General features: G+C 39.8%; 10 protein-coding genes. 5 read left to right on the top strand and 5 right to left on the bottom strand.

The window, feature by feature from the left end; genetic code table 11:
• Positions 1 to 47: 47 nt before the first annotated feature.
• The 4 genes from PL8927_RS12755 to PL8927_RS12740 all read left to right on the top strand — a co-directional run bounded on the left by PL8927_RS12755 (position 48) and on the right by PL8927_RS12740 (position 3,595).
• Positions 48 to 956: an OmpA family protein gene (locus PL8927_RS12755; RefSeq protein WP_083621951.1), complete on the top strand. Its 909-nt coding sequence runs from the start codon at positions 48 to 50 to the stop codon at positions 954 to 956.
• A 23-nt stretch (positions 957 to 979) separates the two neighbouring features.
• Positions 980 to 1,975: a methionyl-tRNA formyltransferase gene (gene fmt, locus PL8927_RS12750; protein WP_083621949.1), complete on the top strand. Its 996-nt coding sequence runs from the start codon at positions 980 to 982 to the stop codon at positions 1,973 to 1,975.
• A 176-nt stretch (positions 1,976 to 2,151) separates the two neighbouring features.
• Positions 2,152 to 3,150 carry a sugar transferase gene (locus tag PL8927_RS12745; RefSeq protein WP_083622001.1) on the top strand — a complete coding sequence of 333 codons (999 nt, stop codon included), beginning with the start codon at positions 2,152 to 2,154 and terminating at the stop codon, positions 3,148 to 3,150.
• 7 nt (positions 3,151 to 3,157) lie between these two features.
• Entirely contained in the window at positions 3,158 to 3,595 is a 438-nt protein-coding gene (locus PL8927_RS12740) for an ATP-binding protein (RefSeq protein WP_083621947.1), read from the top strand.
• A gap of 64 nt (positions 3,596 to 3,659) precedes the next feature.
• On the opposite strand, the gene PL8927_RS12735 is transcribed toward PL8927_RS12740, so the two are convergent.
• From PL8927_RS12735 to PL8927_RS12720, 4 genes are all read right to left on the bottom strand, one after another.
• A complete protein-coding gene (locus PL8927_RS12735) occupies positions 3,660 to 7,382 on the bottom strand; it encodes a hydantoinase B/oxoprolinase family protein (RefSeq protein ID WP_083621945.1) in 3,723 nt (1,240 codons plus the stop codon).
• Positions 7,383 to 7,767: 385 nt separating this feature from the next.
• The gene (locus PL8927_RS12730; RefSeq protein ID WP_083621944.1) at positions 7,768 to 10,374 is read right to left on the bottom strand and encodes an AAA-like domain-containing protein; all 2,607 of its coding nucleotides are present in this window, start codon (positions 10,372 to 10,374) and stop codon (positions 7,768 to 7,770) included.
• A gap of 2 nt (positions 10,375 to 10,376) precedes the next feature.
• Complete coding sequence (locus tag PL8927_RS12725) at positions 10,377 to 12,047, bottom strand: AAA-like domain-containing protein (RefSeq protein ID WP_083621942.1); 1,671 nt, start codon at positions 12,045 to 12,047, stop codon at positions 10,377 to 10,379.
• Between the two features lie 350 nt (positions 12,048 to 12,397).
• On the bottom strand, positions 12,398 to 13,873 hold the full coding sequence (locus PL8927_RS12720) for an aldehyde dehydrogenase (RefSeq protein ID WP_083621940.1): 1,476 nt from the start codon (positions 13,871 to 13,873) through the stop codon (positions 12,398 to 12,400).
• Between the two features lie 163 nt (positions 13,874 to 14,036).
• Between PL8927_RS12720 and PL8927_RS12715 the strand changes: the two genes are divergently transcribed.
• Positions 14,037 to 16,085, top strand: a complete 2,049-nt coding sequence (locus PL8927_RS12715) for an NAD(P)/FAD-dependent oxidoreductase (protein WP_083621998.1) — start codon at positions 14,037 to 14,039, stop codon at positions 16,083 to 16,085.
• Here PL8927_RS12715 and PL8927_RS12710 read toward each other — a convergent pair.
• The gene (locus PL8927_RS12710) at positions 16,072 to 16,437 is read right to left on the bottom strand and encodes a hypothetical protein (RefSeq protein ID WP_083621939.1); all 366 of its coding nucleotides are present in this window, start codon (positions 16,435 to 16,437) and stop codon (positions 16,072 to 16,074) included. The genes PL8927_RS12715 and PL8927_RS12710 overlap by 14 nt on opposite strands.
• Positions 16,438 to 16,471: the final 34 nt, after the last annotated feature.

Genomic DNA, 16,471 nt, shown 5'->3' with positions numbered 1-16,471 from the left:
CCCAAACCCCCCCGGAAACGCCCCCCTCAAATTAGGGAGACTGATTGATGACGAAATCTGCAAAGCCCCGAACTCAACCCCCTCCTCCTCCCCCGCCTCGCCGACTTCCGGGGCTATTGTTTGTGGGTACAATGGTCTTTAACCTCTTGCTTTTGGGGGTGGGTTCGGTGCTGGCTTGGTTTCTGGGGATGGCGATCGCACAAGTCTATCCGAAACCTAGTGCTGAAGTTCCGTTAACAGAACAGTTGCTCCGTCAACAGCAAAATAGGGGTTCAGAGGGGATTATTCCTCAGCCTGTGGTCAGTCCTAGTTCTCCTTCTCCAAAACCGATCCCCGCACCCAGTCAAAAGTTAACTGACCCCCAGCGCCAACAACTTCAAGTTCAGTTACAACAACTTCAGGGACAGTTAAATACTCTGATGGGAAAAACAGCAGCTTTAGAAACCCAATTCGGATCAAGTCGTCCAACGGAACCCTTAGAAGAACGTTTGCAAATTCTGGAACAGCAATTAGCCGCAGCAACTCCGACTTCAGCAGCCGGAGGTAAAAAACCGACTCAACCTTCACCCCCGCCGATTTCAGCGACTCCTGAACGTCGTCAAAATTCTAATACCTTAGTGGTAACGTTTCCCAGTGATGTGTTGTTTGATGTGGGAAGTACAATTTTACGTCCAGGGGCTAACGTGATTTTAGATACAATTATTACGGATATTAAAACTTATAAAGGGTCGGCTGTGAGAATTGTCGGTCATACGGATAATCAAGGAAATCCGCAACAAAATTTAGATTTATCTTTTAGTCGCGCCGAAGCGGTAATGAAATATTTATCGGAAGCTGCTGGAACCGGATATCACTGGGTCGCCATTGGATACGGGGAAAATCGTCCAACAGTTAATAATAATTCTGAAAATAATCGCCAACTCAATCGTCGCATTGAAGTAGCAATCACGCCTTAAAACAGTTAACAGTTAACAAAATCATGAAAATCGTTTTTTTTGGTACGCCTGAGTTTGCAGTTCCGAGTTTAGAACGGTTGTTAAAGCATCCTGAATTTGAAGTTTTAGGGGTTGTGACCCAACCGGATAAACGCCGAGGTCGGGGTAATCAATTGACCCCTTCTCCGGTCAAAATATTAGCAGAAACCCATCAATTATCGCTTTGGCAGCCCAAACGGGTGAAAAAAGATCAAAACACCTTAAAACAATTGCGAGAAGCTCAGGCGGATGTTTTTGTGGTGGTGGCTTATGGACAAATTTTATCCCCAAAAATTCTGGAGATGCCTCGGTTGGGATGCGTTAATGGTCATGGTTCAATTTTACCGAAATATCGCGGAGCCGCGCCGATTCAATGGTGTTTATATCATGGGGAAAAGGAAACCGGGATGACTTCAATGTTAATGGATGTGGGAATGGACACCGGGCCAATGTTATTAAAAGCAGTAACACCGATTGGACTATTAGAAAATGCAACGGATTTGGGACAACGATTAGCTCAATTAGGAGCGGATTTATTAGTCGAAACGTTACTAAAATTAGATAGAGGAGAAATCCAACCGATTCCCCAAGATGATGCCCTGGCTACTTATGCTCCACTGATTAAAGATGAAGATTATCATTTAGATTGGCATCAATCGGCGATCGCTTTGCATAATCAAATTCGGGCTTTTTATCCCAACTGTATCACCTCATTTCGGGAAAAAGCGTTAAAAGTTTGTGCGACCCTTCCGCTTGCACCTGAATATCAGTCTCAATTCCCCCCAGAATATCAAAATTTGCAACAGCAATGGCCTAATTTATCCCCACTTTCAGGACAACCCGGAGAAGTGGTGGCTTTAGTTAAACGTTTTGGGCCCGTAGTGCAAACAGGTTCGGGATTGCTGTTGTTGAGAGAGGTACAATTAGCGGGTAAACGAGTACAGTCGGCTTGGGATTTTGCCAATGGAACCCGTGTGGCGGTCGGTGAAATTTTAAGATAGAATCGTTTTGGATCTTAAAATAATAGAGATTTACCAGGGGTGCGATTGTCATAACAGAAAGGGGTAAATCAAATAACTTGTTCCTCGACCCTAACGGAAGCCCTTTCTCCATTCTCTTTAGGTATCGTTAAGATAGAGCAAGAAAACTAACAACAACTACCCAGCAAATCATGGAGATGGTTGGTCAAATTCCAGAGGCAAAATTCCCGATTACCCTAGCAGGAGAGAACGTCTCCGTTCGCATACCAGAACGCTTGAGTGTGTTAGAGGCGATTTCCTTTAAAACTACCTGCCAGGATGTTATTTCTCTCAATCCTCCGCCCAAAAAAATTATTTTGGATTTTAGCCAGACTATATTTATTGATAGTAGCGGAATTGGTGCACTGATTAGTAATCTGAAAACAACAAAAGCCAAAGGGATTGAGTTAATTTTAAAATCCGTTGGCTCTCAAGTGATGGCTGTTTTTTCCCTCACTTCCCTCGACCAAGTGTTAACCATTGAACCGAGGAGTGCAGACGACCGACCCAAAGAGAAAATAAGAGGGGAAAATCGCCTTCCTGTGACTCATCCTTCGATTAGGTCTTGGTTGAAGCGGTTAATTGATGTCGTGGGTGCGCTTGTGGGTTTAGGAATTACATCTATCTTAGCAGTTCCGATTATTGTTGCCATTCGTTTAGATAGTCCGGGGCCAATTTTCTTTGGTCAAGTGCGTTGTGGTTGGATGGGAAAACGGTTCCGCATTTGGAAGTTTCGTTCCATGTGTACCAATGCTGAAGCCTTAAAAGATAAAATTCCCAATCAAGCACAAGGCGCTATTTTCAAGAATGATAATGACCCTCGAATTACCAAAGTGGGTCAGTTTTTACGGCGAACCAGTTTAGATGAATTACCGCAATTTTGGAATGTTTTAAAGGGGGAAATGAGTTTAGTGGGTACTCGTCCGCCAACACCGGATGAGGTGGAACGTTATGAAGTTCCTCAATGGCAAAGATTAGATGTTAAACCCGGAATGACGGGAGAATGGCAAGTTAATGGTCGCTCTCAAGTTAAAAATTTTGAGGATATTATTCGTTTAGATTTGAAGTATCAAGAAAATTGGAGCTTGATGTACGACATGAAGTTGATTGTCAAAACTATAATGGTTGTATTCAAGAAAAATAGCGGTGCTATGTAGAGAATTGATGAGTAATGAAGCGCTACTAGCACAATCTAATCTTCAGGTGAAAACGACCTTAACCTCTTTAGAAGATGTGTTACAGTGGTTTGAAAAAATCACCTATACTTTTTTGCCTTCAGATATTTTTCATAAGTGTCAAATTGCTTTAACGGAAGGTTTTACAAACGCTGTGCGTCATGCTCATCGTACCTTACCTGAAACGACACTGATTGAGTTAGAAGTTAAGATTGTTTCTCCCTGGATTGAAATGCGAATTTGGGACTGGGGGGAACCTTTTGACTTAGAAAAAGCCCTAGAGTTGATGAGTGAAATGCACGCTGACCCGTTAGAACATGAAGGAGGAAGAGGACTGATTTTTATGTCTAAATTAACGGATGAATTGTATTATATCCGGTTAGATGATCAACGAAATTGTTTGGTGATGAGAAAACGAATTGCCTAAAATTAAGGAACCACAAAGACACTAAGACACTAAGAGGATAATAAAGGGGGTATTAAGGATTTAATTAAATCTGCCCCCGTTTTCCATATCCTCCTCCTCCGGGGCTTTCAATTACTAAACTATCATTAATATTCATTTCAACGGTGGCGGTACTGGTTAATTGTTCTATTGTTCTATTGTTACGAATGATATAATTTTTACCGACTAAACCGGGTTGTCCTCCGTTTAATCCAAAGGGGGGAATAATTCGATGTTCTGATAATATTCCGGCGGTCATTTTTTCTAAGAATTGAATTTTTCTAATTATCCCATTTCCGCCTTGAAATTGTCCTAAACCGCCACTATTTTCTCGAATCCTAAACTCTTGTAATAATACGGGATAACGCCATTCTAATACTTCTGGGTCAGTTAAACGGGAGTTGGTCATGTGGGTATGAACGGCATCAGTTCCATGATAATTGATTCCCGCACCAGAACCCCCACAAATGGTTTCATAATATTGATAATTTTCGTTACCAAAGGTGACGTTATTCATTGTTCCTTGAGAGGCTGACATTATATTTAACGCGCCATATAGAGCATCAACAATGGCTTGAGAGGTTTCTACATTTCCCGCCACCACAGCCGCCGGATAACGAGGGTTTAAAAAGCAGCCTTCAGGGATAATAATTTCTAAGGGTTTTAGACACCCTGCATTCAGAGGAATATTATCGTCTACTAAGGTTCTAAATACATACAAAACGGCGGCTTTACAAATAGATTTGGGAGCGTTAAAATTACTGGATAATTGTTCAGAGGTTCCGGTAAAATCAATTTTAGCAGTGCGGTTATTTTTATCAATTTTAATCCTAACTTTAATTATTCCCCCATTATCCATTTGATAACTAAATTCACCGTCTTTTAAGACATCAATTGCTCGACGCACGGATGCTTCTGCATTATCTTGAACATACTGCATATAGGTTTGAACGGTATTTAAACTATAATATTCAATCATTTTAAGAAGTTCTTGAACGCCTTTTTCATTGGCTGCAATTTGCGCTTGTAAATCTGCAATATTAGTGGCTGGATTTCGGGCGGGATAGTTTCCAGATGTTAATAATTTTAATAATTCTGCTTCTTTAAACTGTCCTTGATTGACTAATTGAAAGTGATCAATTAAAATTCCTTCTTGTTCAATTGTGGTACTATTGGGAGGCATAGAACCCGGTGTTATTCCCCCAATATCCGCTTGATGTCCCCGTGAAGCAACATAAAATAATATTTGTTTCCCAGAATTATTAAAAACGGGAGTAATTACGGTGACATCGGGTAAATGAGTTCCTCCATTATAGGGATTATTTAATAGATAAACATCCCCTGGTTTTAGGGTTTCTCCTTTCGCATCAATTAAACTTTCAACACTTTCACCCATTGACCCCAAATGCACAGGAATATGGGGTGCGTTTGCAACTAATTGACCGTTTTGATCAAAAATAGCACAGGAGAAATCCAGGCGTTCTTTAATATTAACAGAACTGGCGGTATTTTGCAACGTGATTCCCATTTGTTCGGCAATAAATTGAAATAGATTTTTAAAGATTTCTAATTTTACCGGGTCAGCTTTTACCGCTTTATCTTGTTTAATTAAGGGAGAGTTAACAGTATGATTTGACTTGAGGATTAAATAATTGTTTTCTGTTAATTCTGCTTGCCATCCGGGTTCAATAATATTTGTGCCAATAGATTCTATAATCATAGCGGGGCCGTTAATAATATCTCCGGGTTGTAAATCATTTCTTGGGAAAACGGGGGTATTTTTCCACTCGTTATGGGTATATATAAGAACTGTTGCGATCGCTGTAGGAGGTTGAGTTCGAGTTCGGGTTAATATCGGTTCTTCGGAAGTATCCATTTTTTGAATAATTTCAATATTAATGGATTCAACAATTAAGCTTTTTTCGGGTTTAATAAATCCGTAGCGGGTTTGATGTTGTTGTTCAAATTGTTGGGTTAAAGAAATTAACACTGAATTGTAATAATTAACCTCTCTTTCTCCCCCCTTACTAAGGGGGGTAGGGGGGATCAAATTAACCGATAATATAGAATCTGTTCCCTCATATTTGAGATTAAGCTTCAGAATTATCTCTATTTTTGATTCAGGATTTTCTAATTCTGTTTTTGCTTCCGTTTCTAACTCTAAAAAACTAGCTTCTAACTCAGGAATCAAATTTTTGGTTAATGGTTTTTCTATTGCTTTTTCTCGTAATATTCGCACATCCGCTAAACCCATCCCATAAGCAGACAAAACCCCGGCGTAGGGATGAATAAATATCTGTTTAATTCCTAATGTATTGGCTATTAAACAAGCGTGTTGACCCCCTGCACCGCCAAAACAACAAAGGGTATAATTAGAAATATCATAACCCCGTTGTAAGGAGATCTTTTTAATCGCATTTGCCATATTTTCAACCGCAATAGTGATAAATCCGGTGGCGACTTCTTCCGGTGTGCGGTTATCTTCGGCTTGGGTTTGAATTTCTATTGCTAATTCCCTAAATTTTTGACAAACAATTTCAGCATCTAAGGGTAAATCACCGTTTTTTCCAAATACTTTCGGGAAGAATTGGGGCTGAATTTTCCCTAACATTACATTAGCATCTGTCACCGTTAATTGTCCGCCATTGCGATAACAAGCTGGCCCAGGATTTGCGCCTGCGGACTCTGGCCCAACGCGATATCGTGACCCATCAAAGCTTAAAATTGAACCGCCTCCCGCCGCGACGGTATGAATAGCCATCATCGGAGTTCGCATTCTCACCCCGGCTATTTCTGTTTCAAATTGTCGTTCATATTCGCCGTTAAAATGGGCGACATCGGTGGATGTTCCGCCCATATCGAAAGTAATAATATTCTGAAATCCGGCTTTTAAACTGGTTTGAACTGCGCCAACAATTCCTCCGGCTGGCCCTGATAATATACTATCTTTTCCTTGGAATTTTTGGGCATTGGTTAAGCCCCCATTAGATTGCATAAACATTAATTTAATGGGGTTTGATCCCCCCCAGCCCCCCTTAGAAAGGGGGGAGTTAGAATTTAATTGAGACGCAACTTGATTAATATAACGTTTTAAAATAGGGGATAAATAGGCATCAACAACGGTGGTATCCCCTCGGCTAACTAATTTCATTAACGGGCTAATTTGATGGGAAACGGAAATTTGAGTAAAGCCGATTTCTTGGGCTAAGGCTGCGATTTTTTGTTCGTGTTGGGGATAGCGATAACCGTGCATTAAGACAATGGCACAACTTCTAATTCCAGTTTGATAAACTTGTTGTAATTGAGGTTTTAATATTGCTAAATTAACGGGGGTTAATTCTTCACCTTGGGCGGTATAACGTTCTTCGACTTCTATGACTTGTTCATAGAGCATTTCTGGTAAAATAATCTGACGGGCAAAAATATCGGGGCGATTTTGATAGCCAATTCTTAACGCATCTTTGAAGCCTTTTGTTATAATTAATAAAGTGCGATCGCCTTTTCGTTCTAATAAGGCATTGGTCGCAACGGTGGTTCCCATTTTCACTTCGGAAATTAATTCACTGGGAATGGGTTGATGGGGCGATAATTCTAATATTTCTCGTATCCCTTGAATGACTGCATCAGGATAGCGATCGGGATTTTCTGATAATAATTTATGGGTGATTAAACTTCCATCCGGTTTGCGGGCAACAATATCAGTAAAGGTGCCGCCTCGGTCAATCCAAAATTGATAGTTTTTAGGGTGTTGTTGGGGTGTGGAGGTCATGAGCTAATTTTAATGATTATTTTTAGACTTTATCTATATTTATAGGACTAATTTTTAAGGGTTTGGGGTCTGGGTGTCAACTTAAATGATTAATGCCCTGAACTAAAGTTCGGGCTAAAAGCTAACGTTATCTAAAGATAACTCAAGATTTGATTTTATTAACCCGTTTTAACGGGTTTGAGCTTTAAGCCTGAAATTTATTTCAAGGATTTTGTTATTTTTCTTAATCGATTTTAACAAATTTACAACGGTAAGGATGTCAACTTAAACGGTTAATGCCCTGAACTAAAGTTCGGGCTGAAAGCTAACGTTATCTAAAGATAACTCAAGACTTGATTTTATTAACCCGTTTTAACGGGTTTGAGCTTTAAGCCTGAAATTTATTTCAAGGCTTAGAATTCTGCTTCACCGTCACCCCATCACACAAATGTCTGTCCTCCTCACTCACACTCGAACTATTCTCCAGATAATCCTTCATCCACTTACAAGCCGATACCATTAATTGATCCAAATCAAAATTCCACAGTTTGATGGTGTTGTCATGACTCCCAGAAGCCAAGGTTTGGCCGTCAGGACTCCAACTCACACTCCAGACCCAATACTTATGGCCGTTGAGAGTCCGCAACAGTTGACCCTCTCGACTCCACCACAGCTTAATGGTCTTGTCTTCACTCCCAGAAGCCAGGGTTTTACCGTCGGGACTCCAACTCACACTGCTGAATGAACTCTCATAGCCGTTGAGAGTCTGCAACAGTTGACCCCCTTGACTCCACAGCTTAATGGTGTTGTCAAAACTCCCAGAAGCGAGGGTTTGGCCGTCGGGACTCCAACTCACACTCCTGACCCAATCCTCATGGCCGTTGAGAGTGTGCAACAGTTGACCCTTTCGACTCCACAGCTTAATAGTCTTGTCACCACTCCCAGAAGCCAGGGTTTGGCCGTCGGGACTCCAACTCACACTATAGACCGAATTCTTATAGTCGTTGAGAGTGTGCAACAGTTGACCCTCTCGACTCCACAGCTTAATAGTCTTGTCAACACTCCCAGAAGCCAGGGTTTGACCGTCGGGACTCCAACTCACACTGATGACCCAACTCTCATGGCTTTGGAGAGTGTGCAACAGTTGACCCTCTCGACTCCACAGCTTAATGGTGTTGTCATCACTCCCAGAAGCCAGGGTTTGGCCGTCGGGACTCCAACTCACACTCCAAACCGAATCCTCATGGCCGTTGAGAGTGTGCAACAGTTGACCCTCTCGACTCCACAGCTTAATGGTGTTGTCACCACTCCCAGAAGCGAGGGTTTGGCCGTCGGGACTCCAACTCACACTCCAGATCCAATCCTCATGGCCCTTCCAGCTATTCCGCTCTCTGATGTCACATAACATTTTTTGAAGGGTGGTGACGGTTTGCCAACGGGTATTATTTTTTTTCCAAACAGAAGGATCTAATTTTTTGAGTTGTTGGGCTGCGGTTAAAGCTTCTTTTAATGCTAATAATCCTTGACCCTGACTGAATAATTCCCGTGCAGAAGACGCTTTTAATCTAACTTCTGTAGCTGCCAATTTTAATTCTGCTGCTTTGACGGCGGCTTCAGCTTGTTTCTGTTTCCTTTGAGCCTCTTGGATGATAATATTAGCTTCCTGTTGGGCATTAACTAAAATTTCATTGGCTTGTTTTTGAGCCTCTAATTCCGCTTGCATCGCCCGTTTATCTAATTCTTCACTCGCGGCTAAATATTGATAATCTTCACTACTCAGGCTTTTTCCCTCAGCCCATTTTTTCGCTTCTTTTAACGCTTCCCCCTGCAATAACCGTGACTCATCCTGACGTCCTGACTTTTCCCAAGCACTAAACGCTTCTGAGTAGGGTCGTAAATCTGCTAAGGCTTTTTCTACCCAAGTTAAATTAAAAACCGTTGCATAAATTTGATTATAAACGTTGAGTTTTCCCTGCTGTTTTACCACTAATCCCGATAGTCGCAACATCACTTGATCGGGGTTATCTTCCGCAGCAATTCCCTGTTGTTGTAAAATTTGTTGATAGAGTCCGAGAAGTCGTCCCGTGCGTTGATGTCCTGAACGTAGAATCCGATCTCGAATTGTTCTTAAATGTTCGGGAGTGTCCTGTCCTTCCCAGTTGGTAATAATTCGGTCTTGAACTAAATTTTCCACCCATTCTGTCTCTTTATTTAAGGGAATTTTCTGCTCCGTTTCCCGAATTAATTTACAGAGTTTTTGCGTTAAAAACGGTTGTCCTCCAGTCCAATTTAACACCGCTTCTAATACCTTTTCAGGGTTATCAGTTTGATCTATAAATCCATCGGCGAGGCGATGAGATTCTGTTAATTGAAATCCGGTTAATTCTATCCCTCGACCAATATTAAACGGGGTGCGTCGTTTATCTTGAATTAAATCCGGTGGCGTTGTCACCCCTAATAAGGCAAAGGTTAACCGTTGATAAATCGGTTGATCAGCACGATGATTATAACACTCTCGAATTAAGGCAAAAAAGTCATCAATTTTAAACGGTAAACTTAAAATACTATCAATTTCATCAATAAAAATCACAATCGGTTTTGTAATTAATTTCAGAAGAATGTCTTCTAAAAACCTGCCAAACCGTTGAGTAAACGATAAATGTTGATGATTTTCCCACCATTCCTCCGAGTCAAATTCCGTATATAATTCTAAGCTATTACTAATTTCTTCAATCATCCCTCGATACCACTGTTCGGGGGTGATTTCTAAAGTTCCAATGGCGGTAATATCAATCGCCACACAAGCATATCCTTCATCCTCTAACCGCCGTCTGGTTTGCACCCTTAAACTGGATTTTCCCATCTGACGACAGTTGAGAACATAGCAAAATTCTCCCTGTTTTAAAGCGTCGTAAAATTCCTGATCAGCCAATCTTTTAATATAGGTAGGAGCATCAACGGGAAGACTCCCCCCGACTTGATAATCATAGCGAGATGGGGGATTATTATTCATCATTATACCCCCAAGCGATCGCTAAAATAAAGCCGATAAAGATTACACAACGGAATCACATCATTTCCCCGAAATTTAACTAAACCCATACTTCTCAGTTTAAAGCCTAAATTGCCTTCTAACCGCACAGGATTCTCCGAAGCAACAACTTTTTTCATCGCATTAGCTAATTCTCCATCATTTTGATTTAAGTTAGATAAAAGACGACGTAAATGATCACTATATAACCCTTCTTCAGTAGGAGAAATTGTGATAAATTCTTCTAAAGTTAAACGCGATCGCGCCATTTCATACAACGCTTTTCTGACTAAATACGGGTGTCCATCTACCATTCCCATTAAACTGTCTATTTCTAATTTTGACCAGCTTAAACCATGTCGTTTGACTAAATCTGTAACTTGTTCTACCGTTAATTCTGGTAATTCAATCGGTAAACCCACATTAAAGGGAGATTGATTAATATTTAAGGGAATATAAACTTCTTTAGAATGGGCAATTACTAGCCGTAAACGTTGCCATACAGGTTCATTTTTGCCCTTTTCGTGCCAAGTTCGCAGTAACGCAAAAAATTCTTGAGCAATTTCAAGATGTTGAAACACCTGATCCACTTCATCTAATCCCAGGGTTAAGGGTTGAGAAATTGTTGTCAATAAATACCGTTGAAAATAGTTACTACATTTGGTTTTACTCCCTAAACCTCCTTTCCAAAAATCCGATAATTTATCCTCTAATTCTAACCCATTAGCAACATTAGCACAAAATCCCTGTAAAAACAAATCAAGACTATTGAGAGAATCATGATCAAATTCTTGAAAATTTAGATAAGCCGTTTGATGTTGCTGTTGTTTAGCGGTGTTAAGAATACGCTGCATTAAAGAAGTTTTTCCCATCTGTCGGGGAGCTTTAATTCTAATTAATGCCCCTGTTTTTAAGATGGTTTCATAACAATCTGCTTCAATGGGAGGACGTTCAATATAAAGGGGAGAATCTAAACTCACTGACCCTTCAGGACTATCTAAAATATCAGAAAAATTCGTTATTGTTGTGGAGGATATTTTCGATAAACCAGGTTTTTGAATGCTCGGAGATTCTAAATCATCTTGTCGTTTAATAATCGGGTTTAGTCCCTCATTAATTCCTGCCATACTAATACTCGTACAGCCTGATTTATAAGCAAAATTATAGTCTTTTCCCGCCCCTAAAGCATCATAAAATCCCATTGCAAATGCAATAGCAGCCTGATCACTCACTGCCTGTTTCATCCCAATTACATGAGGAATATACTTAACAATAGCTTGGGCTTGAACTTCTGAGTAACAAGCATTTAAAACCACACATTCTATCTGTTCTTTAAACAGTTCAAATAAACGCCCTAACGCTTCAGCACTCACCAGTTTGACTTGTCCCTGTTCATCTTCTAACTCTAACCCACCCTTTCCGACTCCATGACCGGAAAAGTGAATAATTTGAGGATTTAAGTCTAAGATAGCACGCTGCATATCTTTGGGTGTGACTGCGGATCTTTTCTCTAACTTAAATTTTGATCTTTTTTGAGATCGTTTTAATCCTTCTTCGATTTCTCTAACTTCTTTATCTAAACGTAACTGGCAAGAAGATTCAGGATTTGCGGCTAAAAATAAAATCGTTTTTTTCTTGCGACTGGCACTACTCATCAATAAAACTCCTACTATACACACGATACGAGGTTAAAAATTCTCAATTTCCTGCGATTCAGTTTAATTTTAAACCCTATTGTCCAGAATTCACCTCTGTTTTAACATAAAATTATGAACCCGCCCAGAAATTGTATTCCCAGGTGGGTGAGAGCTAAGAGGGTTGGGAGGGACGCCACCCCTACCCTTTAGGATTGCTATAGTAAGTCTAAATCATTTGTACAAATTACCAAAATCGTAGGGGCGAGGCGCGCCTCGCCCCTACACAGGGGTTTGTGTCAATTTTTTAAGATTAATCATCCTGATTATTAGGATTGTAAAATCTCTTTAAAATTGCTATATTTCTGCTTTTATTGCATTAAAATTCTTTTGATTAACCATTCTTTCCCTTTGTAGGGTGCATAACGTAGGGGTAAATCTAATAAAAACGTTTGTTTTAAGACACTTTTATAATGACAAAAACGATCAAAGGTTGCTTTTCCATGATAACTTCCGATCCCGCTTTCCCCTACACCGCCAAAAGGTAAAGATTTACCCCCAAATTGCAATACTGTGTCATTAAAACAGAGTGTTCCTGATGATGTTTCTTGTAAGATTCGGTTTTGTTTATCTTGATTCCGAGAAAATAAATATAAGGCTAACGGTTTCGGACGACTGTTAATTTTTGCGATCGCTTCTCCTAAATCCTGATACTCTAAAATCGGTAAAATCGGCCCAAAAATTTCTTCCTGCATAATAGAATCATCCCAGGAAATATGATCAATTAAAGTGGGAGCAATATATTTTGTTTCTGCATTCCTTTGACCTCCGATAATAATATTACCCGCTTTTAAAAATTCCTCTAATCTGTTAAAATGAAATAAATTAATTATTCTGGAATAATCGGGGCTAGTTTCGGGATGATCTCCAAAAAAAGTTTGAATCCACTTTTGCAACCCTAGGATTAATTCTGATTTTATTCGAGAATTCACTAACACATAATCAGGAGCAATACAAGTTTGACCTGCATTAATAAATTTACCCCAAATAATCCGTTTTGCGGTATAATCTAATTGAATATTATCATCCACAATACAGGGACTTTTCCCCCCTAACTCTAAGGTGACTGGGGTTAAATGTTTGGCCGCAGCTTCCATCACAATTTGACCGACTTTTGTACCGCCTGTAAAGAAAATATGATCAAACTTTTCGGCTAATAATTCTTGACTGGTTTCGACTCCCCCTTCAACAACAGTAATATATTCAGAATTAAAGGTTTTGCTGATAATATCACTAATAATTTTAGAGGTATTTACTGCAATTTCTGAAGGTTTTAAAATTGCACAATTTCCCGCCGCGATCGCCCCAATTAACGGAGAAATTATCAGTTGAAACGGATAATTCCAAGGTGCTATAATTAATACAATTCCCAAGGGTTGAGGATAAATCCACGTTGACGCCGGAAGCTGACTAAAAGATGCCCGGACTTTTTGCGGTTTAACCCAAGATTTGAGATGTTTAATGGCATAATTAATCTCAGCAACGGGGGCGAGTTCAAAATAAGCTTCCAGATCGGGACGGCTTAAATCGGCTTTTACAGCGTTAATAATAGCCGTTTCATGGACTGCGATCGCCTGTTTTAAATGATAAAGTTGTGTGAGGCGAAACTGGATATTCTGGGTTTGTCCTGTGGCAAAAAAGTCTCGCTGTTGCTGAATTAAATACTGAATAGTTGACGGTTGACGGTTGACGGTTACGGGCGGGGTTACCCCACCCCTACGGCTTTTGACTCCCGACTCCCCATTCCCTGTTCCCTGTTCCCTTGAAAAATGGGTTTGTTCACTCATTTTTGCTTCTCCAAAATTCCCTGATCCCTTTTTATGGTACAACTTGATCTATAGCGCTACCCATTAAGGCGTTTGACCATTATAAATCCAGCAAACCCTTTTACTGTTTACAGTTAAGCTGTTCGGTGTTCCCTGTTCCCTGTTCCCTTGAAAAATGGCAAACATTAAAGAAATCTTATATCTTGAAGTTCCCACTCCCCAGACTCAAGAAGTTTGTACTTGGTTGCAACAAAACTTTCAAGCAGAAATGGGAGAAAAAATTATCACTCCCGATGGCTTTCGGTTACGATTTTCTCAACTTAATCAAAATACAACAGAATGGAATGAGCTTTCAATCTTTGTTTGGTCAGTTCAACGCACCACCTATTTAAAAGTCTTTCGAGTCGGTCAACCTCCAAAAACTCAAGAAAAACTATTTTTAAAGCGTTTAGAAACAGAACTTAGAATTGCCTTTCCCTATCAATATTCTGAACCTCCAGAAATTAATTTATCTGAAAAATCCATTTTTGAAGCCTTAGAAAAAGATTATCCTTTAACGGTCAAATACTTTAAAAAAATGCCCAATGGAGAATTTGATCTCAAACGGGTCTATTGGTGGGAAAAACGTTGGCGAGAAGGAGTAAAAAATCCCCAAACGCCTAAACAAGTTATTTTTAAAACTGATACTTCAAAACCCTCTGATTCTCCCCAATATGACTTAATTTATATCGGGGGTGCATTGGGGGTGATTCATGCGGCAGTGATGGCAAGATTAGGCTATAAAGTATTATTAATTGAACGCTTGCCCTTTGGTCGAATGAACCGAGAATGGAATATTTCTCGCAGTGAGTTAAAAAGTTTAATTGATTTAGGATTATTTACCCCGACTGAAATCGAAAGTTTTATCGCTAGAGAATATAAAGACGGTTTTCATAAGTTTTTTGATGCCTATAATCCTGAATTTGCAAAATCTCAAGTTCTGCATACGCCAACGGTTTTAAATGTGGCTTTAAATGCCGAAATCTTGCTAAAATTATCAGGAGAAAAACTTAAACAAGCTGGGGGAGAAATTTGGGATGAAACAGAGTTTTTAAAAGCTGATATTAATCCCAATTTAGTTAATATTAAATCCCTCTATCTTCCTACCCAAACGGAACGAACTGCAACCGCAAGGTTATTAGTCGATGCCATGGGAACTGCGTCTCCCATTGCTTGGCAATTGAACGGAGGACGGGCGTTTGATAGCGTTTGTCCGACGGTTGGCGCGGTAATTGATGGCGGGTTTGAACCGGGGGTTTGGGATGCCACTTATGGAGATGTCTTAAATACTCATGGGGATATTTCAAGGGGAAGACAGTTGATTTGGGAACTGTTTCCAGGGTCAGGAAATGAGTTAACCTTTTATTTATTTCACTATCATCAAGTCAACCCTAAAAATCCAGGTTCTCTATTAGAAATGTATGAGGACTTTTTCACAATTTTACCCGAATATCGTCGATGTGATCTGGATAAATTAGTTTGGAAAAAACCAACTTTTGGTTATATTCCGGGACATTTTAGTAATGGAAGTAGCGATCGCAAAGTCGGGTTTGATCGGTTAATTTTAATTGGGGATGCTGCCTCTTTACAATCTCCTTTAGTCTTTACTGGATTTGGATCTTTAGTGCGAAATTTATCTCGATTAACGGATTTATTAAATACGGCTTTAAAACATAATTTATTAACGGCACATTGGTTAGATAAAATTCGGGCGTATCAAACCAATATTTCTGTAACCTGGTTATTTTCTAAAGGAATGATGGTTCCCACGGGGAAATATTTACCCCCAGCAAAAATTAACTCGATTTTAAATACCTTTTTTGGGGTTTTAGCGATCGCACCCCAAGACATTGCAGAAACCTTTATTAAAGATCGAACAACTTGGTGGATTTTTACAAAATTAGCCTTAAAAGCCGCCCGCATAAACCCTCTGCTATTAGTTTGGATTTTAGACTTTATAACCCTGGGGGAAGTCCTGCGATGGACAAAGAATTTTATCCTGTTTATGGCGTTATCTGTGGTGAGTTTCCTATTCGGTTGGCTTCCCAATTTCACCCGCCAAATTCAACCTTGGTTAGAACCCCGTTATCCTAAACTTTGGATGTGGTTATTAACAACCAGTTATGCTTTAACCGATGGTCTGGGAAAACCCCAAACTCCACCTTTAAAAGCATTAAAACTCAAGATGTCATAATTTCGGGGTGAAACTTTACTGTAAGGATAATCAATTGATCGGGTTCAAAATGGAAGTGCAAATATCCAAAACCCAGATCAAAATACATTAAACTTTGAGGAACATTCAGAACAACATTATAACCTAAATCCCGCATTTCTGCAATCACATCACTGGTTTTCCAACCTAAATAAACTTCTAATTCTTGAGGCTGGGGTTGGCTGGTAAAAGTCCGATCTCGATATTTTTTTCGAGGCGGTGAATTGGGTTCACAAGCGGAAGGTAGATATTGGGATCTAAGCTGAGAGTTGACTTCCTTTTGAAAAGAATTTTTGGCTTTTGATGAGATAGGTAAAGGTATAGGAATTAGCATTTGTTATCCTCCAAATCTAGTTTCCGAAAGATTT

The organism is Planktothrix serta PCC 8927, from assembly GCF_900010725.2.
In the GTDB taxonomy this organism is placed as follows: Bacteria; Cyanobacteriota; Cyanobacteriia; order Cyanobacteriales; family Microcoleaceae; genus Planktothrix; species Planktothrix serta.
The sequence above is the reverse complement of the archived record's forward strand: the minus strand, read 5'-3'. Positions and strand labels throughout refer to the sequence as shown.

Excerpts from the sequence above, each read along its gene's own strand:
- PL8927_RS12755 (WP_083621951.1), top strand. The coding sequence starts at position 48 with ATGACGAAATCTGCAAAGCCCCGAACTCAACCCCCTCCTCCTCCCCCG.
- fmt (WP_083621949.1), top strand. The coding sequence starts at position 980 with ATGAAAATCGTTTTTTTTGGTACGCCTGAGTTTGCAGTTCCGAGTTTA.
- PL8927_RS12745 (WP_083622001.1), top strand. The coding sequence starts at position 2,152 with ATGGTTGGTCAAATTCCAGAGGCAAAATTCCCGATTACCCTAGCAGGA.
- PL8927_RS12740 (WP_083621947.1), top strand. The coding sequence starts at position 3,158 with ATGAGTAATGAAGCGCTACTAGCACAATCTAATCTTCAGGTGAAAACG.
- PL8927_RS12735 (WP_083621945.1), bottom strand. The coding sequence starts at position 7,382 with ATGACCTCCACACCCCAACAACACCCTAAAAACTATCAATTTTGGATT.
- PL8927_RS12730 (WP_083621944.1), bottom strand. The coding sequence starts at position 10,374 with ATGAATAATAATCCCCCATCTCGCTATGATTATCAAGTCGGGGGGAGT.
- PL8927_RS12725 (WP_083621942.1), bottom strand. The coding sequence starts at position 12,047 with ATGAGTAGTGCCAGTCGCAAGAAAAAAACGATTTTATTTTTAGCCGCA.
- PL8927_RS12720 (WP_083621940.1), bottom strand. The coding sequence starts at position 13,873 with ATGAGTGAACAAACCCATTTTTCAAGGGAACAGGGAACAGGGAATGGG.
- PL8927_RS12710 (WP_083621939.1), bottom strand. The coding sequence starts at position 16,437 with ATGCTAATTCCTATACCTTTACCTATCTCATCAAAAGCCAAAAATTCT.